Annotated in this window: 18 protein-coding genes; 7 read left to right on the top strand and 11 right to left on the bottom strand. The window is 41.1% G+C overall.

Annotated elements, in window-relative coordinates:
* The first annotated feature begins 72 nt into the window (after positions 1 to 72).
* Complete coding sequence (locus GNF10_RS01020; protein ID WP_185583355.1) at positions 73 to 2,697, top strand: chloride channel protein; 2,625 nt, start codon at positions 73 to 75, stop codon at positions 2,695 to 2,697.
* A 52-nt stretch (positions 2,698 to 2,749) separates the two neighbouring features.
* On the opposite strand, the gene GNF10_RS01015 is transcribed toward GNF10_RS01020, so the two are convergent.
* The 3 genes from GNF10_RS01015 to GNF10_RS01005 all read right to left on the bottom strand — a co-directional run bounded on the left by GNF10_RS01015 (position 2,750) and on the right by GNF10_RS01005 (position 6,031).
* Positions 2,750 to 2,944 carry a hypothetical protein gene (locus GNF10_RS01015; RefSeq protein ID WP_163931519.1) on the bottom strand — a complete coding sequence of 65 codons (195 nt, stop codon included), beginning with the start codon at positions 2,942 to 2,944 and terminating at the stop codon, positions 2,750 to 2,752.
* Positions 2,945 to 3,209: 265 nt separating this feature from the next.
* Entirely contained in the window at positions 3,210 to 3,527 is a 318-nt protein-coding gene (locus tag GNF10_RS01010; protein ID WP_185581519.1) for a WGxxGxxG family protein, read from the bottom strand.
* 440 nt (positions 3,528 to 3,967) lie between these two features.
* On the bottom strand, positions 3,968 to 6,031 hold the full coding sequence (locus GNF10_RS01005; protein WP_185581518.1) for a serine/threonine-protein kinase: 2,064 nt from the start codon (positions 6,029 to 6,031) through the stop codon (positions 3,968 to 3,970).
* A 239-nt stretch (positions 6,032 to 6,270) separates the two neighbouring features.
* On the opposite strand from GNF10_RS01005, the gene GNF10_RS01000 reads away from it, so the two are divergent.
* The 3 genes from GNF10_RS01000 to GNF10_RS00990 all read left to right on the top strand — a co-directional run bounded on the left by GNF10_RS01000 (position 6,271) and on the right by GNF10_RS00990 (position 9,919).
* A complete protein-coding gene (locus tag GNF10_RS01000) occupies positions 6,271 to 6,483 on the top strand; it encodes a hypothetical protein (protein ID WP_185581463.1) in 213 nt (70 codons plus the stop codon).
* 135 nt (positions 6,484 to 6,618) lie between these two features.
* Positions 6,619 to 9,627 carry a UPF0182 family protein gene (locus GNF10_RS00995; RefSeq protein WP_185581464.1) on the top strand — a complete coding sequence of 1,003 codons (3,009 nt, stop codon included), beginning with the start codon at positions 6,619 to 6,621 and terminating at the stop codon, positions 9,625 to 9,627.
* A gap of 109 nt (positions 9,628 to 9,736) precedes the next feature.
* Complete coding sequence (locus GNF10_RS00990; protein ID WP_185581465.1) at positions 9,737 to 9,919, top strand: hypothetical protein; 183 nt, start codon at positions 9,737 to 9,739, stop codon at positions 9,917 to 9,919.
* 57 nt (positions 9,920 to 9,976) lie between these two features.
* Here GNF10_RS00990 and GNF10_RS00985 read toward each other — a convergent pair whose 3' ends face one another.
* The 7 genes from GNF10_RS00985 to GNF10_RS00955 form a co-directional block, all read right to left on the bottom strand.
* Positions 9,977 to 10,444: a hypothetical protein gene (locus tag GNF10_RS00985; RefSeq protein ID WP_185581466.1), complete on the bottom strand. Its 468-nt coding sequence runs from the start codon at positions 10,442 to 10,444 to the stop codon at positions 9,977 to 9,979.
* Positions 10,445 to 10,548: 104 nt separating this feature from the next.
* Positions 10,549 to 10,851 (bottom strand): hypothetical protein, encoded by a 303-nt coding sequence (locus GNF10_RS00980; RefSeq protein WP_012408314.1) that lies wholly within the window; start codon positions 10,849 to 10,851, stop codon positions 10,549 to 10,551.
* Positions 10,852 to 11,072: 221 nt separating this feature from the next.
* Entirely contained in the window at positions 11,073 to 12,476 is a 1,404-nt protein-coding gene (locus tag GNF10_RS00975; RefSeq protein WP_260446054.1) for a glycoside hydrolase 100 family protein, read from the bottom strand.
* Positions 12,477 to 12,538: 62 nt separating this feature from the next.
* Positions 12,539 to 13,348, bottom strand: coding sequence for a glucose 1-dehydrogenase (locus GNF10_RS00970; RefSeq protein ID WP_185592468.1), 810 nt, complete (start codon positions 13,346 to 13,348; stop codon positions 12,539 to 12,541).
* Positions 13,349 to 13,566: 218 nt separating this feature from the next.
* Positions 13,567 to 14,226: a class I SAM-dependent methyltransferase gene (locus GNF10_RS00965; protein WP_185586047.1), complete on the bottom strand. Its 660-nt coding sequence runs from the start codon at positions 14,224 to 14,226 to the stop codon at positions 13,567 to 13,569.
* A 125-nt stretch (positions 14,227 to 14,351) separates the two neighbouring features.
* Positions 14,352 to 15,710 (bottom strand): amino acid permease, encoded by a 1,359-nt coding sequence (locus tag GNF10_RS00960; protein ID WP_185586046.1) that lies wholly within the window; start codon positions 15,708 to 15,710, stop codon positions 14,352 to 14,354.
* A 353-nt stretch (positions 15,711 to 16,063) separates the two neighbouring features.
* Positions 16,064 to 16,492 (bottom strand): hypothetical protein, encoded by a 429-nt coding sequence (locus GNF10_RS00955; protein WP_185586045.1) that lies wholly within the window; start codon positions 16,490 to 16,492, stop codon positions 16,064 to 16,066.
* A 995-nt stretch (positions 16,493 to 17,487) separates the two neighbouring features.
* Between GNF10_RS00955 and GNF10_RS00950 the strand changes: the two genes are divergently transcribed.
* Both GNF10_RS00950 and GNF10_RS00945 read left to right on the top strand, forming a co-directional pair.
* A complete protein-coding gene (locus GNF10_RS00950) occupies positions 17,488 to 18,129 on the top strand; it encodes a hypothetical protein (protein WP_185581922.1) in 642 nt (213 codons plus the stop codon).
* A gap of 110 nt (positions 18,130 to 18,239) precedes the next feature.
* Positions 18,240 to 19,550 carry a hypothetical protein gene (locus GNF10_RS00945; RefSeq protein WP_185581923.1) on the top strand — a complete coding sequence of 437 codons (1,311 nt, stop codon included), beginning with the start codon at positions 18,240 to 18,242 and terminating at the stop codon, positions 19,548 to 19,550.
* A gap of 112 nt (positions 19,551 to 19,662) precedes the next feature.
* Here the strand turns inward: GNF10_RS00945 and GNF10_RS00940 are convergent, their stop codons facing one another.
* On the bottom strand, positions 19,663 to 20,460 hold the full coding sequence (locus tag GNF10_RS00940; protein ID WP_311774093.1) for a superoxide dismutase: 798 nt from the start codon (positions 20,458 to 20,460) through the stop codon (positions 19,663 to 19,665).
* A gap of 682 nt (positions 20,461 to 21,142) precedes the next feature.
* On the opposite strand from GNF10_RS00940, the gene GNF10_RS00935 reads away from it, so the two are divergent.
* Positions 21,143 to 21,532, top strand: coding sequence for a hypothetical protein (locus GNF10_RS00935; protein WP_185587190.1), 390 nt, complete (start codon positions 21,143 to 21,145; stop codon positions 21,530 to 21,532).
* Positions 21,533 to 21,540 lie beyond the last annotated feature (8 nt).

The raw sequence follows: 21,540 nt of genomic DNA, 5'->3' as shown, positions 1-21,540 counted from the left end.
GAGATTCCACCGAACAGCTTTTTAGGAAAGATTTAGTAATTCAAAATCAAAAATCTAAAATCCAAAATTGGTATGAATCAGCGTTTTCGCACCTGGTGGCAGCCTAGGAGAGGTTTAGCGATCGCCGAAGCTTGTGTTATCGGTTTGGTTGCTGCCCTATCTGCGGTGTTCCTGAAAGTAGGATCGGGATGGCTGGGGACATGGCGAGTGCATACAACCCACCTTTTTCCGGCATGGCTGGTATTACCTGTAATTGGTCTTGTTCTGGGATTTCTCGCTGGATGGATGGTGGATAGATTGGCACCAGAGGCTGCTGGTAGCGGTATTCCGCAAGTCAAAGCTTCTCTGGCAAATGTGCCTGTGAATTTATCCTGGCGGGTAGCTGGTGTAAAGTTACTAAGCGCTATCATCGCCATCGGTTCGGGCATGACTCTCGGACGGCAAGGCCCTACTGTCCAAGTGGGGGCAGGTTTGGCAGCAGGGATGAGTCGTTGGGTTCCCACTTCCCCCGATCATCGACGGCAAATGATTGCAGCTGGAGCGGGTGCGGGTTTGGCTGCTGCTTTCAATGCCCCGATCGCAGGTGTATTATTTATCGTTGAAGAGTTACTCCAAGATTTATCAGGATTGACTCTGGGAACTGCCATTATCGCCTCCTTTATTGGTGGGGTGATATCCCGACTTTTAGGTGGTGGCTCTCTTGACCTTAACCTGCAATTAACACAATCTTCTAGCCAATTCTCTATCCCAGAAATCCCCTTTTTCGTACTGTTAGGAATCTTGGCAGGTTTACTGGGTGCATTGTTTAATAGCGGCTTAATATTTAGTATTAAATTTTATAGAAAATTACACATCAGCTTACCACTACGCGTAGCTTTAGCTGGATTTATCTCTGGTGTTGTTGTGGCTATGCTCCCCCCATCCTTCCGTGATAATACAGGATTACGGGAGTCTTTAATTACTGGAGGGGCCCATCCTACAGTAGCAGCGATCGCCTTTACCGCCCAATTCATCCTTACACTCATAGCATTTGGTTCGGGAGCGCCGGGGGGATTATTCGCTCCCAGTCTGATTATGGGTTCTTGTTTAGGACATATTATCGGTGTAACTGAGTTATATCTCACTGGAGTTGGTTCTCCAACTACTTACGCCCTAGCGGGGATGGGGGGATTTTTTAGCGCCGTTTCCAAAGTGCCAATCACAGCAATTGTGATTGTGTTTGAAATGACTACAGATTTCAATCTGGTACTACCTTTAATGATTGTTTCTGTAGCAGCTTATCTGGTTGCGGATAAGGTAGTCCCTGGTTCGCTTTATGAGAAACTTTTGGAGTTAAAAGGAATTGCTCTCACCAAACAAGTTCCGATGGAGGGAGCATTAACCAAGTTAACTGCAAAAGATGTGATGCAAGAACGAGTGGAAACTCTGGATGCAGAGATGAGCTTAGAAGAAGCAATGCAGTCCTTTGCTCGTTCCCATCATCGCGGTTTTCCTGTGGTAGAAGATAGCAAGTTAGTAGGGATTGTGACGCAATCAGATTTGCTGAAAATTCGTGAGAGTGCAAATCATGCACTTCGCGATCGCAATCTAGCCGATATTTTCTTAAAAGAAATTATGACACCTGTCCCGATGACGGTGACACCGACTCACACTCTGGGCAATGTGTTGTATTTACTCGATCGCTATCAAATCAGTCGCTTACCAGTGGTGAATGGACGGAAACTGATCGGGATTATTACCCGTGCAGATATTATTCGGGCGGAAGCAGATCATCTCAATTGTGGAAATGGAACTCCTAAACTGCAACCAGAACCTTCATATATAGTTTACCAAACGCGATCGCCTAGCACTGGTAGCGGTAGATTATTAGTACCAGTAGCTAATCCCGAAACCGCAGGTATTTTATTACTTATGGCAGCAGCTATTGCCCGTGATCGCCATTATGAAATAGATTGTGTGCAAGTTATGCTCATACCCCGCCACAGTTCCCCATCAGAAACACAAGTAAGAACGGCAAAGAGTCGCCGCTTGCTAAGACAGGCGGAAGTCTTAGCAAAAAAGTGGAAAATCCCCTTGCACACGCAGATTCGAGTTACCCACGATGTAGCCCAAGCAATTTTAGAGACAATCAACGAACAACACATCGACCTAATTTTAATGGGATGGAAAGGTAACACATCTACCCCTGGTCGGATTTTTGGCAGCGTTGTAGACAACATAATTCGCCAAGCCACCTGCGAAGTAGTATTAGTAAAATTAGGCACAACTCCCCAGTCCCCAGTCCCCAGTCCCCTCTTCAACCGTTGGCTAGTTCCAATGGCTGGTGGCCCCAATTCCCCCCTAGCGATTAAGTTGTTACCTGCTTTAATTACATTGGGAAACAATCCGCAAATTCGTTTGACACAGGTGTTTAATCCATCTGAACTCAAGCCGGATATGTCAATTTCAGAACAAGCCATCCGTCAGTTGATGCGACGGCGAAAATTATCTAGTAGTGTAGTTGCGCTCCCAGTGCAAGCTGATTCAGTAGCTGAAGGTGTGATTAACCTAGTGAAAACCGAAGGTTACGATGTTGTAGTTTTGGGAGCTTCCCGCGAGGGATTATTGCAGCAGGCAATTCAAGGTAATATTCCCGAAGCGATCGCCTCTGGTGTAGACAGTACAGTGATTTTGGTCAGGGGTGCAATTCACAAGTGAACTACTTAGGCTTACCTGCGGTTGACCTAAATATTACGATATGATTACTGTTTTACCTATGATAAAGAACACCAATAATCAAAGTAAAAATTATTGGAATTAAGATTGGAATAGCAACTATCAGCCCCCATTTACCAAACTTAATTTCTTCACCCTCAGATTTGAGAAATGCAATCCAACCTACAACTCCCATCAAAACCCAAATAAACCCAAAGGAAAGAAATATAATAAATACTGAATCTTCCATTTTTATTTAAATTACAACTAATGACTACTAACTAACTTTACTAAGTTTGCACGAAAATGGCTAAAATTAGAAGTGTCATGGTGCTGTTTTGTTCGCCAATTTTATAGTTTGAAAAATCCCTAATTAACAATTGAACCAAGGAAACTTGATACGTCCTTGCTCCTCAAGGGTTGGAGTTATGTAAACATACAAATAAAGCCTGCATCAGCAGGCTTTACCCGTAATAATTTTTAAGACTTACGCAAAATTAGAATGCAACTTATTATTAATAGTTAGAACGGGAGCTAGGGGAACCTACCACATTAGGATCACGATAAGCTACATTATCATCAGCTTTGCGGTTCTTGCGACCCAATAAACCAAATAAACCGAGTAAGCCCAACAAACCCCAATCCCCATCTTGATAATTCCCATCGGTAGCAGCGCGGTCTGTAGTAGTGTTTGTATCTGTAGTAGTGTTTGTAACAGTACCATCAGGGGCTGTTGTTGTCTGGGCAGAAGCAGGCATAACTGTGGGTAAGGTAGCCAAACTTAGAGCTAGAACAGTACTTCCTAGAATTTTGGAGACATTAAAGCGTTTCACGATCACATTCCTCAATTGAATTGCTACAACTAATAGTTAAAGCATATTAAGTTTTGACAACGCCAGCATCAATCTTTAGCTGCAAATATAAATCAGCTTAAAGTTGTATTTGCAATCGATTAAATAAGCATTTTGGTATAGATTATATTACCGAGCCTATTAAATTAGGCAATAATGAAGCCAGCGATCGCATTAAAACCAGCTTGATTACAGAATATAAATTACCTCTTCAGCTAGGACAAATGTTGATAATTGAAGGCAGAAAATACAGTAATTGTGGTCAGTGGTGGGCTAAATAAATGCGGGTTGATTTTATAGATTTTACTTTGCATTTTTGTGTGTGGTAATTTGATGCTGCAAATGTGTATACCCACAATTAAAATTTATACTAAAACTTGTATTACACTATCTATCAATTGCTGTAAAAATCATTGCATTTTTCAGTGAATCGGCTGCCAAATCTTGAGGAGATTTTCACCACTCCCACCACCGGCAATAGTTTCTCCATCGGGGCTGATGGCGATCGCATAAATATATCCAGAACCTGTATCTAAAGTGCGAATTTCCTTACCTGTTAAAGGATTCCACAGTTTAATTGTCTTGTCACTACTACCACTGACAAGGGTAAGTCCATTTTTAGTTCCACTGGGCAAAAAGGCAACAGAATTAACCTTATCTTTATGTCCCTTTAAAGTGCGGATTTCCTTTCCTGTATTTAGATTCCACAATTTAATTGTTTTGTCTTTACTGCCACTGGCAAGGGTGACACCATCAGGTGCAAAAGCGACTGAAAGAATCGACTCTGCATTTCCTTTTAAAGTGCGGATTTCCTTTCCTGTATTTAGATTCCACAATTTAATTGTCTTATCCCAGCTACCACTAGCCAGGGTTTTGCCATCAGGACTAAAAGCCACAGATGGAACACCATCAGTATGTCCCTCTAAAGTGCGGATTAACTTTCCTGTCTCCAGATTCCACAGTTTGATTTTTATATCCTTACTAGCAGTACCACTGGCAAGAGTTTTGCCATCAGGACTGAAAGCTACAGAAGTAACTCCGTCGGTATTTCCCTCTAGGGTACGGACTAACTTTCCTGTCTCCACATTCCAAAGTTTAATTGTCTTGTCTGCACTACCACTGGCGAGGGTTTTACTATCAGGACTGAAGGCTACAGTCCAAATCCAATTGGAATGTCCTTCTAAAGTTTGGATTTCCTCTCCACTAGTCAGATTCCATAGCTTGATTGTCTTATCATCACTGGCACTACCAAGGGTTATGCCATCAGGACTAAAAGCTACAGAATTTACATCGCTGGAATGCCCCTTGAAGGCTTTGGGTAGAAAATCGCTTTTTGAGGGCGCAGAAATAGGCAAAGAACTAGGCGGAGAATTAGACGGAGAATATTCGCTCATTGTATGGGGGCGAGTCTGGAAATACCACACTCCCCCTAATCCCAATACCAAAATGCTAGAAATTAAGAGCAGTTGACTTTTTAATGTCTTATTTAGTTTTGGTGAAACTGGCCTTTTGTTTGCTGGAGTAGATGCAAATGTTGGTGTAAGTAGAGTTACGGGCAGTGATGAAAATGATGATAGCCCAGGTGTCAAGTCAGCGATGACTTCATCAGCCGATTGGTAACGCTTTTGGATATCTAGTTGCAACAGCTTATCCAAAACTTCACCCAACTCTATAGACACAGAAACCCCATCCCTACCTGGACTGATTACATATTGTCGCCAAGACCCAACCCAACTATAGCCTTGTTGTATCCACAGTTGAGATGGACGAACCCCAGTCAATAGATGGAAACAAGTCGCCCCTAAACTGAATAAATCGCTGGCTGGGTAAGCTTTACCATCTTGCATCTGTTCAAGTGCAGTGTAACCGTGTGAGCCAATAACAGTACCCATTTTAGTCTGCACTGTTGCTGTCAGCTGCTTAGAGGCTCCAAAATCAATTAGCACTAATCGCCCGTCACTTTGACGACGAATAATATTTTGTGGTTTGATATCCCGATGAATCACTCCCCGAAGATGGATAAACTTCAGTACGGGCAGTAAATCTAGCAAAAGTTCGCGAATTTGTGTTTCACTATAGTTTCCACGCCTTTCCCATTCCTTAAGCAAGTTTTGCCCATCGATAAATTGCTGTACTAAAAACAGATAGCCATTCTGCTCAAAATAAGCCAATAAAGTTGGAATTTGTGGATGTTCGGCGAGTTCTTGTAGCCGGCTAGCTTCTTGTTTAAATAGTTCAATTGCCTTTGTTAGCGGCCCAGTTCCCTGAAGTTTTGGGGCAAATTGCTTAACAACACAGCATTCATTCAGCTTGTGTACATCTTCTGCCAAATAAGTTCTACCAAATCCGCCCTCATCTGATAACACCTGAGTGGGACGATAGCGACCTCCCAGGAGGGGTATTAATTCTGCTCTACAACTATGGCAATAGTTATTTTTATCAGGATTTAGGGGTTTTTGGCAATCGGGATTCACACAACAGAGCATACTGGGAATCCATTTGAATGGGAGTATATATTCATCTTAAGTCATGCAGTATTATCTCTGTTCTTAGTTAATCTCATTGAGAACCTATACATATCCCCAATTTCCTTACCTCATCAGGTATTGAAGAATTTAAATAATTTGAAAAAAGTTGTGCTTAGGCGATACTTTTTAAAGAATTTATTTGCATAAAATTAACAATAATATAATACTTACGCATTGATAGGAAATACCAAATATGGATGATTTTTAAAATCACATTTGTCGTTAGGGCAATCGGTAAGCGCTATGCACAGAGGTACGCTAATGCCAGTTCCTTGATGCCGAAGAACCCGTTCCGTTCACCAGAATGGCTCATCCCTTTACATCTACATGAATTACCCCTAGCTTATTGCCTTATCCCAACGACAATTATTTACGCCCGTTTCCTAAAACACAACACAATCCTTTTGTAAAGTGCGTGAATTAAACTTTGACTTTCGGATATAAATTTTAAGGTGTCGCTGAATTCAGCTATCGTGGAAAGTAGTAATAATTTTTGGAAAAGCATCAAAAACCTTTGTTGATGCAAATAGTTTGGCTACCAAGGAATGATCTGGAAATGGGGCTTTAGACTATTAATTTTATTCTTGGGGCTGGGGTTACTGTTGGATCTCGGTTCCCGCGTCGGAGCAGAGATTTTTTGGTTTCAGGAAGTCGGCTACCTCCAAGTATTTTTGTTGAGGGTGATGACTCGTGGTGTTTTGTGGGTAGCAGTAGCTGGGATAACTGCTGTCTATCTACTGCTAAATTTGGGTTTAGCACAACGGCTAAAATATTCCCAGTCTTTGAAGATTGAGGAAGTTAGGCGTGAAGAAGCAAAACTCACGAGTGAATTAACAAATTTCCTCAGCCCTCATGATTCAAGACGCGATGAAAGCCGGATACTTACACCGCAACGCTTTAAAAAATTGAGATTGCGCGGGTTATTACCCCTAACCCTGATATTGAGCTTATTGATCGGGGTGATGTTGCTTCACTATGGTCAAATTGCTCTTTCTTACTGGCATTCTCCAGTTAATCAGGCTAGTCTACCCATTCCTGCCCTATTTCGACCAGAGACAATCTGGCAACTCTTGAAGCAGATTTCCTCTCAAGTCTGGTATCTCGGTTTAATTGGGGGAGTAGCGATCGCAATCTTAATCTATCCCCAATTTTTACTAACTGCGATCGCGGTTATATTCAGCCCCATTTTTGCATTCATCCTATTCCAACACTGGCCAAAGGTGCTGCAATACTTCCACCCCACCTCTTTCAGCAGCACTGACCCTTTATTTGGTCGAGATATCAGCTTTTACATATTTTCTTTACCACTTTGGGAACTGCTAGAACTGTGGCTGATGGGATTATGTTTGTATGGTTTCGTCGCCGTTACCCTTACTTATCTTTTGTCGGCTGATAGTTTAAGTCAGGGTATTTTTCCTGGTTTTTCGCCCCAGCAGCAGCGTCATTTATCCGGTATGGGTGGTTTATTAATGCTGGTAGTGGCTCTGAGTTATTGGCAAAGTCGCTATGAACTTGTGTATTCTAGCCGTGGTGTAAGTTATGGGGCTAGTTATACAGATGTGGCAGCCCAGTTGCCAGCTTATACCTTTTTATGTGTTGTGGCAGTAGCGATCGCCTTTTACCTACTTTGGCGAACGTTTTTCTGGAAACCCAAATCTCAGTATCGTTCCTTGGTATTTTACGCATTAGGGATTTATTTAATATTAGTTGTAGCGGCTGACATTGTTTTACCAACGGTAGTGCAATATTTAATTGTCCAACCTAATGAGTTGCAGCGAGAGCAACCCTACATTCAACGTACTATCGCCTTGACTCGCCAAGCATTCGATTTAGAAGTGATCGATTCTAGAGGCTTCAACCCTCAAGGAACACTGACTGAAGCTGATATTCAAAAGAATGACTTGACAATTCGGAATATCCGCCTTTGGGATCAGCGACCTCTGTTACAAACTAACCGTCAGCTGCAACAAATTCGGCCATATTATCGGTTTCCCGATGCCGATATTGATCGGTATACTCTAAAAACAGATGTAACTTCACGCCGACCATCAGCGCCCCAAAACCCACCAGAACCTAAGCAGGAAGCGGATGAAGCAACAGAACGGCGACAGGTACTGATTGCCGCACGAGAATTAGACTACACTGGCGTACCACAAGAAGCTCAAACATGGGTTAACCGTCATTTAATTTATACCCACGGTTTCGGGTTTACTGTTAGCCCAGTTAATACAGTTGGGGCGGGTGGTCTCCCAGAATATTTTGTCAAAGATATTAGCGGTAATAGTAGCGCCCTCACAACTTCCAGTCCAGCCATTCGGGAAAGTATTCCCATTGGTCAACCCCGAATTTATTACGGTGAAATAGCCAATACTTACGTAATGACTGGCACAAGAGTTAGAGAGTTAGATTACCCTAGTGGTAGTGATAATGTTTACAACTCTTACGAGGGTCTTGGTGGCATTGAAATCGGTTCAGCCTGGCGACGGTGGTTATTTGCCATATATTTGAAAGATTGGCAGATGGTACTGACGCGGGACTTTTTGCCAGAGACAAGGGTGCTATTTCGGCGAAATGTCAAGCAAAGAATTCAAGCGATCGCACCTTTTTTGAAATTTGACAGCGATCCCTATTTAGTAGCTGCTGCTGCTAATCAAGATTTCCCTAGTAATCCCAGTTATCTTTACTGGATTATTGATGCCTACACAACGAGCGATCGCTATCCTTATTCAGACACTGGTAGCGACGGTATCAACTACATGCGTAACTCGGTTAAGGTCGTGATTGATGCCTACAACGGCAGTGTCAATTTTTATATTGCAGATAAGAGCGATCCAATCATCGCCACTTGGTCGAGGATATTTCCCAACACCTTCAAACCGCTCAGTGCTATGCCAGTTAATCTCCGCAGTCATATTCGGTATCCGGTGGACTTTTTCAAAATTCAATCTGAGCGGTTGATGACCTACCACATGACCGATCCCCAGGTATTTTACAATCGGGAAGACCAGTGGCAGATTCCTAATGAAATTTATGGCAGTGAAACTCGTCCGGTAGAGCCGTATTATTTGATTACTAGTCTACCCACTGTAGAGTTTGAAGAGTTTATCCTGCTTCTACCCTACACTCCCAGACAACGGACTAATTTAATCGCTTGGTTAGCGGCGCGATCGGATGGCGAAAACTACGGTAAGTTATTGTTATATACTTTTCCTAAAGAAAGGCTGATCTACGGCACAGAGCAAATTGAGGCGCGGATTAACCAAGACCCAGTAATTTCTCAGCAAATATCTCTGTGGAATCGTCAAGGTTCGAGAGCTATTCAGGGCAATCTACTAGTAATTCCCATTGAAGAATCGTTGCTGTATGTTGAGCCAATCTATTTAGAAGCCACACAGAATAGTCTACCAACTCTGGTGCGGGTGGTTGTGGCCTATGAAAACCGGATTGTCATGGCCCAAACCTTAGAACAAGCCTTACAGGGAATTTTTAAACCAGAAGTTACGCCACCCCCTGCAATTATCCGTCCCTTTGAAGAAGCAGTCCCTCCTGGTTAAAGGATTCTAAAATACATAGTAGGCGGCAAAGAGAGATCGCCATTAACAAAATTTATTGCAACAGACATAGTTTAATGGTTCAACATAATGTAATAGACACTAAAAGTTAATGGACATGCTACAAAATAACCAACTAGAGATCCGTCACATTAGTCCCGAAGTGAGGCAGTTGATTAAAATGTATGCCGATGTTAATGAGTGTACGCAGTCTGAGATGTTGGAACGCATTATTTTGGAGTGGAACGCCCAACAAAGCGAGAGCGAAAGACCGCCAGGAGACGAAGATGAATAGCTTTATGCTACAATTTTTAGTCTACTTGTAGCGATCGCCTTTGATTAATTTGGCTCTCTAGCTCAAGAAAAATTTTTCCGAGATTGGATCTTTCTTGAGGGATTGAATAAAATCCCTCAAAGTCATTATGCTGCCCGTTAAGGTGAATTTGGGAGTACCATTTGGAGCAACGATTCTCACTTCGCCGTCTTGGATCTGAATCTTATTTTTAATGCTATTCCATAGAGTATCAAAGCTCTCATCATCCTTGCAACCATTAGCTTCAAGGAATCTTTGGCGTACTTCTGTTTTTAATGCAAGTGCTTCTGCTGCTTGAGTCCGCGCCTCAAAGTGCTTAACTACATCTTCGTAAGCACTTTCCCTGAGAGTTTTGTTTTCAGCCTGAACTTGCTCTAACTGAGTTTTTATGGTTTGCAGTTGGGACGCTAAAGCGGCTGATTTATGATATTCAAGTTTTAAGGCTTGCTTTGCATTAGCTAACAAGGTTTTATAATCTAGCTGATCTTGATTTTTTTCAGATTGCATTTTTATTTCTCGATCAACAGATTTTAGGTGAAAAACCCTCGTCAGTTATATTACAAAAACTGGCGAGAGTTTAGTAAATATTATGTGGGTTATCTAAGTATTAGTTATTTCACCAATAATGGTGTTTCAGAGGTAGGATTTTCCTGAATACTACTCAAACAAGAACTAATATGCAAGCGGATAGCACGTTCATAAACACTAGTTTGCTGAGTGCGTACACCTACAGCCTGGTATATTAAGCTTACTTCTGGGAATTCAGACCAATACATCAAAAAAATGTCTTTAGCTGGAGTAATAATTTCATAATTATTCTCTTGTCTTTTTTTTCTGAGTTTACAATTATTTAGTTGTAATTTTTGTCTGAATAGTTGTTCAAATTCTGAAATTAAATCTGAAGTAGTTTTCATGTGTTATACACGTTAAAACGTGTTAAGGATGCAAAGACTATCTGATGATATTACTAAGTATGACACTTCAGATACCTCTTACAATATAGTGTATCAGTTATCGAGTATTTGGGAATTTGAGGTTACTTTTCCGTTCTCATAATTAAATCAGAGGTCTAGGGACTAGAGGGGACTGGGAAAATAGTTAGTAGAGACACCCTGATAATGACACCGCTAAACGCCTACAGGCTACAGCCTGGGACTTCAAGACCCTCTGCAAAACTGATTAATTCCAAATACTCTGGATTTTCGACAAACTTTTTAGCAGCCAGCAATCCAGCAATGCTCCAAGTTTGATAAATTCTGGCTTCTTTGCCAATTAAACGGCCATTGTTGCCATCGTAGTATTCAGGAAATTTATCCTTCAATAAACGCCTTTCGGCAATAGCGATCGCTGCTTGAGCAAGTTCTGTTCGACCTGCTTTTAGTGCTGCACCAGTAAATAACCACAGCAAAACGGGCCAGTTACCGCCGTTGTGATAAGACCAAGCCCTGTTTTTAGAGTCACATCCTGTAACAATTCTCCACTCCAAACCATCCATTGCGGGAAAGCAAATTTTAACAGGCATATAGCCGATCAAGTCTTGCCAACGTTGGGCGAATAAATTCATGATGCTTTGAGATTCTTTTTCGCTTGCTAAGGAAGTTAAAATTGCCATCAGATTTCCCAGAGCAAAAAAGCGAAAATCAATCCGTCCCGGCCCCAGATTTCCCGCTAAATATCCTCCCGTTTCTGGCAACCACTCGGTCAACCAATTGGGGATTGATTCTGAGTTTATGTTGAATTTATTAACAATTTCTTTACCAAATTCGTTATCTTTGTAACGATAGATTTCCCCCAATCGCTTCAGGTCTAGCCAGTAATAGTTGCGGATATGATATTTCAAAGATCCCAGTCGCCTATTGACTTTGCCGAGGTAGCTATCGCCATCCCCATCTGGTAAAAGCAATTCAGTAGCAGCCCTCAAGGACGCATAAAATAACACCTGAATTTCTAGAGGATGTTCGTAGACTCCCATACGACGGTCAATCATAAACGCGCCATCGGGAACTAACATTGTTGGGTACATGGAAAACCGATGTACCAAGCAAAGATCCAAAATTAGTTTGATTCCGGCTTGAAAATCTGGCTGACGCGCTAGTGACAAATCGCCTGTAGCTTTTTCATAAGCTCGTAGCAAGAGAATCCACCACATACAAGAATCAATTGGGGGAACACGAGCGATCGCCAGTTCACCAAAATCAGCGACCAAAAATTCCTCATTCCCATTAGAATGTACTTTGAAACTTGCAGGCATTAATCCCGCTCCCGGTTCAAAGCAGTCTATCTGCTTTTCATGACTTTGTAATTTCAGTGTTTCTACTAAGAAGTTACGTACAATCTCTGGTTTCCCATACATGAGAAACACTAAGGCAGAAGGGACAAAATCACGGAGAAAGCACTGGTCATAATTGAGTGCATCTGCCTCTGGATCGTGGGCGGCTACAGTACCAATGGGTTTTCCCTGGTAATAAATTATCGACTCTTCCAATAATTCCCAGGCTTCTGCTTCCATCTGACTGTTCTTATCGATCGTACTAGTCATGGGCGTTTAATTCCACTAATGGTATGTATCGGCTTAATTGTGGAAAGCGCGCCAGCCTAACCTCAAGCTGACCAAGATTCTCGGAAGTCAGCATACAGAGTCAATCCGCCATCTACAAATAGCGTTTGTCCAGTAATGTAGGCGGCTTCATCCGAAGCTAAAAAAGCTGCTGCGGCTGCCATCTCCTCTGAAGAGCCAGCACGTCCCATTGGGATGTGACTTTCCACAATCGCTTTTTTTTCGGGGTTATCTATCCAGTCTTGATTTATTGGTGTAATTGTTGCTCCGGGGGCAATGGCGTTGACACGAATACCTTGGCTTGCATATTCCAATGCTAAAGTTTTGGTCAGGTTTTCCATACCGCCTTTGCTAATGGAATAACTGATATACATCGGTCGCGGAATAATTTCGTGAACGCTGGAAATATTAATAATCACCCCCGAACGATTTAGAGATAGGAGGTGTTTAATAGTTTCACGAGCGCAGAGATAAGCACCCCGGAGATTAACTGCAATTACTCGGTCAAAGTCTGCTGTCGTAACTTCGTGGGATGGACTTTCTATCTGAATGCCAGCATTGTTAATTAGAATATCTAAACTGCCAAATTCCTTTACTACGGTGTTGACCATCTCGATAATGTCTGATTCTTGGGAGACATCACCCTGAAGCAGTAGCGACTTCACACCACAATTTTCGATATTTCCGCAGGCTTTTTGCAATGCCATTTCTTCTGTGTCTACCGCCGCTTCTGGGCTTTTGCGGTAATTTATGGCGATGTTGCACCCTTCTTGAGCGAGTCTGATAGCGATCGCCTGACCAATCCCTGAAGTTGCACCTGTAATTAAAGCATTCTTTCCCTTTAACCCTATCATATTTCCTGACCTTGCTTGAATTTGAACTTAGTCAAACAATTTTGAATTTTAAATTATTCTTTCAAATATATAAAGTTATTTTGTCAACCCCCAACAGAGGTAATTTAAATTTAAAAAATGTGAATTTCTAAAATCAATTCTCAAAAATCAGGCTACAGATCCAAGAGATGAAAACTCAACTTGAATCTGATGCCTCTTAATTACGAATTCGTTAATTCCTATCGCAAATTGGCTGGTACTTCTTCCGGAACTACCCAGTAATAAATAGTTTTTCCCTCTACATTTAGAGTCTGCTGTGGTTTCCAATCGCCCATATCGAAGGCGTGGGAGACAATGCGAGTCCCAGGTTTGAGTTCTTTCAACAGCTTCGGACGGAGTTTAGCATTAACCTCTGGCAGTAGGTAAAGTGTAACTACTGTTGCTTCACTAAAATCAGTGGTGAACAAGTCTTGTTGGACAAACTTGACGCGATCGGTTACTCCCGCTTTCTGAGCATTATCATTAGCTTCTTTAATGCGTTCAGGATTGATATCTATACCAACACCACGCGTACCAAACTTTTGTGCAGCAGTATTGACAATTCTTCCGTCACCACTACCAAGGTCATAAAGCACATCATTCTTACCCACTTTTGCCACTTGCAACATTGCATCTACTACTGGTTGTGGTGTAGGTACATAAGGAACATCGCCGGGACGTTCTTGTGGTTGAGTTGTAGGAGTTGTTGCAGATGGTGTTTCGGTTTCGGTCTGACCCGTTAAAGTAGAAGGTTGTACCCCAGCTTCCAAATCTTGCTGTGTTGGCGTACACCCAGCAATTCCCAAACTGCTGATACTAACGCCTGTAACCAGTAAAACCAGAATTTTTTTGAAGTTCATAAGTTTTTTCCTTGATTCAGTAGTTGTAGTTAGTAAAACAACTCGTATGAGGTTTAGGTTGCACAATCGAAAATCCAAGTTGCGCTAGAAGCACACCAAAGTGTGACCCAAAATCCAAAATTGTATTAAGTTCTACCTTGGCGATAGTTATTCCAGAACAACAGGGGGATACCTGCTGCGACAACTAAAACACCTGCAATTGCTCCCACGCCTGTATAAACCAAACTGGAATAAAGCAAGTAACCGCAGACTGCACAAAAGAGCAATGGTGTTAAAGGATAAAATGGCACACGGAATGGTCGTGCTATGTGGGGTTCACGGATTCGCAATACCAGCAGGGATATGCCAGAAAGCAAGAAGAAGAACCAAAATATTGGGGCGGTATAATCCACCATTGTTTGAAAGCCTTTGCGGGTGAGCGTGCCTAAAAAAACCAGTGCTAAAGCGATCGCTGCTTGCAAGAATAAGGCATAGGTGGGACTACTTGGACGTTGTTTCCAGTGTCCCATAAAACCAAATAGCGAAAAATCCTGTCCCAGTGCGTAGTTGGTACGCGCTCCGGTAAAGATTGTGGCGTTGGTTGCTCCTAAAGTAGCGATCGCAATCAATACACTAATAAACAAGGCTCCCGGTGCGCCCCAAAGAGAGCGCATTAAATCTGCGGCTACTGCTTCCGACTGGGCCATGTTTGCTAATCCTAGTCCCCGTAGGTAAGCCAGATTGATTAGCAAATAAATGGCTGTGATGATCCCAATACTCCACATTAGCGATCGCACTATATTGCGTCGTCCATCTTGAATTTCTGCGGAGATATAAGCCGCTTCATTCCAACCGCCGTAAGACAACAACACAAACACCATCGCTAATCCCCAGGTTCCTGATGATGCAGATTCTACAGGGGGGGCAGAATTAGGAATGGCGGTAAGCCCAAGAATCACTACTAGCAACAAACCCAGAACTTTCGCTGCACTTAGCAAGTTTTGCGTCCACTTCCCCTGCTGCAAACCAATGATGTTCAAAGCAGTTAAAAGTGCGATCGCGATCGCTGCATAAATAGAAGACGAAAACGCTCCTAGCCGCCATATCTGAGAAACATAATCGCCAAAAACAAATGCCAACAGAGCAATGGAACCAGTTTGAATTACTGTCATCCGCGCCCAGGCAAATAAAAAGGCGACTCCCCGCCCGAATGCACGTTTCAAATAATAGTAAGTACCACCAACATCGGGATAGACAGTTGCCAACTCTGCATAGCACAGCGCTCCTACCAGAGATACTACACCGCCAATCAGCCAAAAAAGCAGTACAGCAATATTACTACCTGCTTGATTTGCCACTAGAGCCGGGGTTTCAAAAATCCCTGCCCCGATGACAATACCGACAATCAGAGCCACTGCATCTGGTAATGTCAGTGATGGCTTGGGTGTTGCTACTTCAGTTGTTGCTGTCTGCTGAAGCAAACTGTAGTCTTTACGTCTACTCACGTCACTTCCTTACTAGTGTTGAGTGGGGACTTTCCGCTTTGTTTCATCTTTTTTTGCACTGTTTTACCTATGTTTCTATGGTTAAAAACAAATGTGACTCAAAAATGACAATCATCAGTGAGATTTCTTCAAGCGGTAATATCCATCTCGCCACATTCAGCGATCGCTTCAATTATGCTTTTCAGAGCAAGGTGGGGAGAATGTCAAATTAATCTAGAGAATGATTGACTAATAGAGGGTAATCGTGCATCGCTTGGATAAGCAGCTAGATGATCTAGCAATCACCTAAAATTTGAGATTAGTAGGGGTTAGCGAGTAATAAATCATAAAAATTTCTTTTTACTCTTAATTTTTTAGTATCTACTACTGGGAAAAAGTAGAATATCGATTAATTCACCCACAACCAAACCTAATACTGCTATAACTGTTAAAATCCAGAATGAATCTAGTTTATTAAAGCCAGAAAAGCGCATTTCCAAATCAGCTAAAATCGTAGTTGCTAAAGGTATGAGAAAAAGCCTTAATAATAGCGACCAAGTTGCTACAAAAGCAATTGATATACTTAAAAATAATATGACAGCTAAAGTTTGAGATCCAAATTCAACTAAACGCTCTAACCAAGAAGTACTCTTTCGCACAATAACTATAACCATAGCAGCCACAAAAGCTCCTACTAACCAAACAATATGATTAGCAGCAAGATACCATCCCAGGAGAGTGTAAGCTAGCCATAGTAATACTAAAGGTATAAAAGGAATCCTGTTAAAAAATTCCACATTCATACTGTCAAGGCTTGTAAAAATACCAAGTTAATACCTTAATTGTAGCCAAAGATACGTTTTTTCTATCCTCTTGATGTACTGGTGAGGGGTGCAATTGCTGTGGGAGTCAGAATTAATTACCCAGACTTGATATGATGCGTAGTTTACAGCCGCAGGCATCGCTTCTAGCTTAAAGTTCAGATAATCAAGCTGCTCCAGCAATAAGAATATCTTTATATACGTATGTCTTTTAAATGCAAGTTACATTTAAGACAAAAAAAATGAATAGTCTAAGAACAAGAGTACTATATTTTAAAAATACTAACGATATATAAGTAAATGAACTTTGATTCTCAGCTATTTGCCATGAAATTTTATAGAGAGGTAGTTACGATTCCCTGTGTACAACTTTGATAACTGTCCACAATACAGTTGCATGTCTCAAGCTCATGGTAATATTATTTTACTGTCAGGAGATATTATTTATACATCAATTTACGACCATGCTGAAACAGCTAGTCAGGCGTGCTACCTCCAAAAAACAAAAAGTTATTCAACCCAGCAAGGAAATCACCAAAAGCATCAATGTGCAAGGCACAGAGCTTTTGAAACTCTGCTTATATAACATACTAAAGAGCTAAAAAAGCCCTTTTTTAGGAATCGTGATAGCCAGCGAAGAAGGCATAAAAACCTCTTAGCATCGGCAAAAATTTAGACAACAGTAAATATAAAAGTGTTGACGCAATGTCAAAGGTTTTTTGTATACGTAAAAGTAACAGAAAGCAAGTTTTTTGTTGCCAATAAAACATTAAGATTGTGTCTTTTCTTTAGATACTGATTATCTTTATGCTTAGTTACCTATATATACAATTCCTATTTGACTAGTGAAAACTTAAGCGACCTCGATCAAATGAGGCAAACACTTAAATTTAACAAATGGTTTAGGACTGCTAAATCAATCCTGATTTAGTAACGACTTGATTATTGACAACGTAAGTAAAAGTAACAGGTAAAACATGAATATCATTGTTCGTTTGATTGGAGCGATCGCTCTCCAAGCGTCTGTATTGGCTGCAATGTCTAGCATGGCAATGTCTGCTGACAAGCCCCTACGCCTCCGTATCCAAGAGGCTGCTGCTGTGTCTCAACGGAAAACAACACAGAGGATTTGCTCTTTAGATCCCATTGAAGATTTATTACCTCCACCACAGACTAAAACCAATAATTCTTTGCTTTCTTACCTTGCTGAACAAGGTTTTACCCAAAATAAAGAGGGTTCTTGGGTCTGTTATGCGAACGATCCGAAAAAAGAAGGGCGTTACTTTACTCTGTTTAAGGTTAAACGAGTTGATAACAGGCTCATAGCAAGTTCCTTTCTAGATGAAGGTAGTCTGATTCAGGGGCAAGAAAATCGTAGCTTGAACTTCTTTATGATGCTGATCGAGCATCATCTGAATACGACTCAAGAGAACCGCAAAGGTATACGTAGATATTTAGAAGCCTTCGTTTCCTTAGTAAAGCAAGGGAAGATCAAACCTACACGTCGTGCGTTTCTTTTCGATCAACCAAATCGGGGAATGGTCTTATATCACACACTCTCATCAGGAAATCTCAAAGGTACCGGAATCACGATCAACATTTATTTACCTAAGAGTTGAATTCGGGAGTGGGGATTGATGACTGAGGGTTGGGGACTGGAGATTGGGGAGAAAAACCAATACCGAATTCCCAGCCCAATCAAATTGCTGTCGTTTACTGGAGGTGCATCTTGCCTAAATCAATTTTTCAAAAAATTGCAATATCGAAAGCGGTTCGTTTTGCAACGATCGCATTCTCATCTCTTGCAGTAGGAATCACTACGTGTCAGTCTGCTTTTGGACAACTCAATATTGGACGCTATGGTATCCAACAAGGATTGGAGCCTGAGTATCTCCAGTACCAAATCAATAACCAGAATTTGAAGCAGATGCGAGTCATTCCTGGATGTGAGGTGGGATTTGGTCTGACCTGCAATAAAACTGGATCGGTAATCCAACGATTAGTGGAATTAAACGGTGGGAGTACTTATCAAAACCTCCTGATTCGAGCAGCCGGTGGGGAGAAAAATTTCCAGAATTTCGCTAGGTTTTACGGTAATAATCCCAATCTCCCTGCGGTGCCTTTCGCCTCTTTTTGGAGAAACGAATCCCCCGCAATCATGGATAGCTCTCAATACCTTCTTGGACAACATTTTGGTCGCAATCCCGTAGAAGGACTCGGACTAGTAACAAACCAGTTCTACTGGTCTCCATATTCAGGAGGCAATAACTCGGTCAGCCTCCGTGATGGACTACTAGACTTGAAATTCTCATACGGACGACTGCTGTTTGAGGAAGCCTCAAAAATTTCTAACATTAAGGAGCAAATTCAATCTTTAGGTCTGTCGCCAGAGATGACGAATTTTTATATAAATAAAATCTCTACAGGCTTAGATGCCTTGAATTCTGGAGATTCAAACCGACTCGAAAAGAGGGTTTTTGAGCTACTATCCTACCCATACTCCGAAGATGGTGGGGAACTCGGACGACCCAACAACGCGATTCCAGAAGAATTTAATCAGCTTTTGGGAGAAGGTATCCCAGGAGATATGTTGATTAGTGACAGTCCAGTACCGTTGGATGGAGAAACAATAGCCTTTGATATCCCTGGCTCCGAGGGAGAAGTCTTCGTAGCAGATAGTCCTGATTCCTTTCCACTCTGGCCACTAGGAATTGGAGCTCTTGTTATAGCGATGATTCTATTGATGGATAGCGATAGTTCTTCAGGTCAATCATCTGTTCCTCCAGAAAATACACCTATACCTACACCTCCACCTACACCTTTGTCTTTCGACAGCAAAGGCGAATGCGATCTGACTCCTAGTGGTGGTGGCTCCGATCACACACAGATAATTGAGATTCCGTGTAATGTTACTCCTAAACCCCCTACGGAAGTGAAGAAGGTAGTGGAGCCATCAATGATCAAAGCGCTTGTATTGCTAATTGTTCTACTATACATAGTTCGTTCTAAACATCGGTCTTTAAAAATCCGTAATTCATAATTAGACATCTGTAAAAAAGAATGTATAGGGGTAGCAGTGCTATGAATAAAGCTACCTCTAGAGGTAGCTTTATAAGATTTCTATAAGCGGCTTGATATCCTTGATGGTATTGCTAACGAGGTTGTTGTGATGAAAGTTGCGATCGCCTGTTAATCTGCGGCCAATTCACAACATTCCACCAATTATTCAAATACTCAGCCCGACGGTTGCGATATTTAAGGTAATAAGCGTGTTCCCATAGATCGTTACCCATAATCGGATAGAAACCATCCATAATTGGGTTATCCTGATTTGCTGTAGTAACAATCTGGAGTTGATTTTGAGGATTGCGTACTAGCCAAACCCAACCACTACCAAAGCGAGCGGCACCTGCTGCATTAAACTGTTTTTTAAAGGCATCAAAACTGCCAAAAGTTTGGTTAATTTCTTGAGCGATCGCTCCCGTTGGTTGTCCACCACTGTCGGGACTCATCAGTTGCCAAAAAATCGTGTGGTTGAGATGACCACCACCGTTATTACGTACTTTTGTCCGAATATCTTCAGGTACGCTGTTCAAATCCACTAATAAAGCTTCAACACTTCTTTTTTGCAAATCTGGGTACTGCTTTAATGCATCATTTAAGTTCTTGACGTAGCTAGCGTGGTGTGCATCGTGATGCAATTTCATCGTTTCAGCATCAATAGCTTTTCCTAATGCCCCATAACCATAAGGCAATGGTGGCAGCTGTGCAGGGAAAGCGCTTAGTGCCCGATTAGGATAAGCTACAGGGGGAAATGACCTAGCAGACGTTGGTGTTGGTTTAGAAGATTGTGCCTCAGCTATTAGTACTGGTTGATGAGAAATTAGCAGAATTGCCAGCACAATTGTTGTAAAGAAAAAAACTATTTTTTTTCGCAAAAATCTTATCATAAATTGTAGCCTCAAAATCAATATTATTGGCTTGCAATCTGATGAGAGGCTATTCTTTGATAGCCCACTTAACCCAGATATATATATTACTTTATCAGGTAAATAGAGCAAAAAATTATCAAAATAATAGATAGAATTAATAACTACAAGTGTATGTGGCTATTTAACACACCCTAAAATTTCCATTGCCAGCGAAAATTATCTAATAAATAAATTTCTAATACGACCATCATTGGATTCAAGATTTTTATAAAAAAATAACTGGGAAGTGACACAGCTTTAATGTCTAGAAAATTTTAAGAATATTTTTAGATTTATCTTAACATAGAAATATCCAGTTATAAATCTATTCTCTAATTTATTCCCTTGGGTATATAACTTAAAATAACAAGCAAAACTCTTGGCAGATATAGGCGAAGTCTTATTTTGCTAAACCTATAATTAAACCATTGTAAACATTAAAATATGTGCTACTGACAGTTGTGTAGTGATTGTTAGTTAATTAAAATACACATGAAACAATCTAATCCATAAATACCCTTATTGTTCAAAGCCTTTTGATATCTACATATCTAGTATGAACAAATATGGATAGTTTTTAAGTTTGTTATGGTTCTAAATTTCTAGTTAGGCGACTATCAAAAATCAAGTTAGTAAATACATATAGGAAAAGGTAAATAATATGTATCACGATCTAATTTTGCAAAAAACTGTATTAGCCAATAGTAATTTACATCAAGGAAACTTGAGTGAAGCAAGAAATGAACAAGCACAAACGCATGAATTAAGCATACCCGATCTAGCGGTATCCTTATCTCCTGTTGGCTTTCTAATTGGCTGGGTAGTTTTTTTTCTAATATTGCAAAAAATCCGGGCATTTTTAGATGATAAAATGGTTATTTCTATTAACGGTTTACACAAACTTCCCTGTAAAAACTGTCGATTTTATTCAAATAATCATTATCTAAAATGTGCAGTCAATCCTTCTGTTGTTCTTACCGGAGAAGCTATGAATTGTTCTGAATACTCACCCAATAGCAAAAAAGGTTCCTCTAAAAATCTTTTTGACTAGAAATAATT

Origin of the sequence: Nostoc sp. UCD121, assembly GCF_014222285.1 — a bacterium.
Taxonomy (GTDB): Bacteria; Cyanobacteriota; Cyanobacteriia; order Cyanobacteriales; family Nostocaceae; genus Nostoc.
The sequence above is the reverse complement of the archived record's forward strand: the minus strand, read 5'-3'. Positions and strand labels throughout refer to the sequence as shown.

Coding starts and splice junctions, on each gene's coding strand:
- GNF10_RS01020 (WP_185583355.1), top strand. CDS start 73: ATGAATCAGCGTTTTCGCACCTGGTGGCAGCCTAGGAGAGGTTTAGCG.
- GNF10_RS01015 (WP_163931519.1), bottom strand. CDS start 2,944: ATGGAAGATTCAGTATTTATTATATTTCTTTCCTTTGGGTTTATTTGG.
- GNF10_RS01005 (WP_185581518.1), bottom strand. CDS start 6,031: ATGCTCTGTTGTGTGAATCCCGATTGCCAAAAACCCCTAAATCCTGAT.
- GNF10_RS01000 (WP_185581463.1), top strand. CDS start 6,271: ATGATTTTTAAAATCACATTTGTCGTTAGGGCAATCGGTAAGCGCTAT.
- GNF10_RS00995 (WP_185581464.1), top strand. CDS start 6,619: ATGATCTGGAAATGGGGCTTTAGACTATTAATTTTATTCTTGGGGCTG.
- GNF10_RS00990 (WP_185581465.1), top strand. CDS start 9,737: ATGGACATGCTACAAAATAACCAACTAGAGATCCGTCACATTAGTCCC.
- GNF10_RS00985 (WP_185581466.1), bottom strand. CDS start 10,444: ATGCAATCTGAAAAAAATCAAGATCAGCTAGATTATAAAACCTTGTTA.
- GNF10_RS00980 (WP_012408314.1), bottom strand. CDS start 10,851: ATGAAAACTACTTCAGATTTAATTTCAGAATTTGAACAACTATTCAGA.
- GNF10_RS00975 (WP_260446054.1), bottom strand. CDS start 12,476: ATGACTAGTACGATCGATAAGAACAGTCAGATGGAAGCAGAAGCCTGG.
- GNF10_RS00970 (WP_185592468.1), bottom strand. CDS start 13,348: ATGATAGGGTTAAAGGGAAAGAATGCTTTAATTACAGGTGCAACTTCA.
- GNF10_RS00965 (WP_185586047.1), bottom strand. CDS start 14,226: ATGAACTTCAAAAAAATTCTGGTTTTACTGGTTACAGGCGTTAGTATC.
- GNF10_RS00955 (WP_185586045.1), bottom strand. CDS start 16,492: ATGAATGTGGAATTTTTTAACAGGATTCCTTTTATACCTTTAGTATTA.
- GNF10_RS00950 (WP_185581922.1), top strand. CDS start 17,488: ATGAATATCATTGTTCGTTTGATTGGAGCGATCGCTCTCCAAGCGTCT.
- GNF10_RS00940 (WP_311774093.1), bottom strand. CDS start 20,460: ATGATAAGATTTTTGCGAAAAAAAATAGTTTTTTTCTTTACAACAATT.
- GNF10_RS00935 (WP_185587190.1), top strand. CDS start 21,143: ATGTATCACGATCTAATTTTGCAAAAAACTGTATTAGCCAATAGTAAT.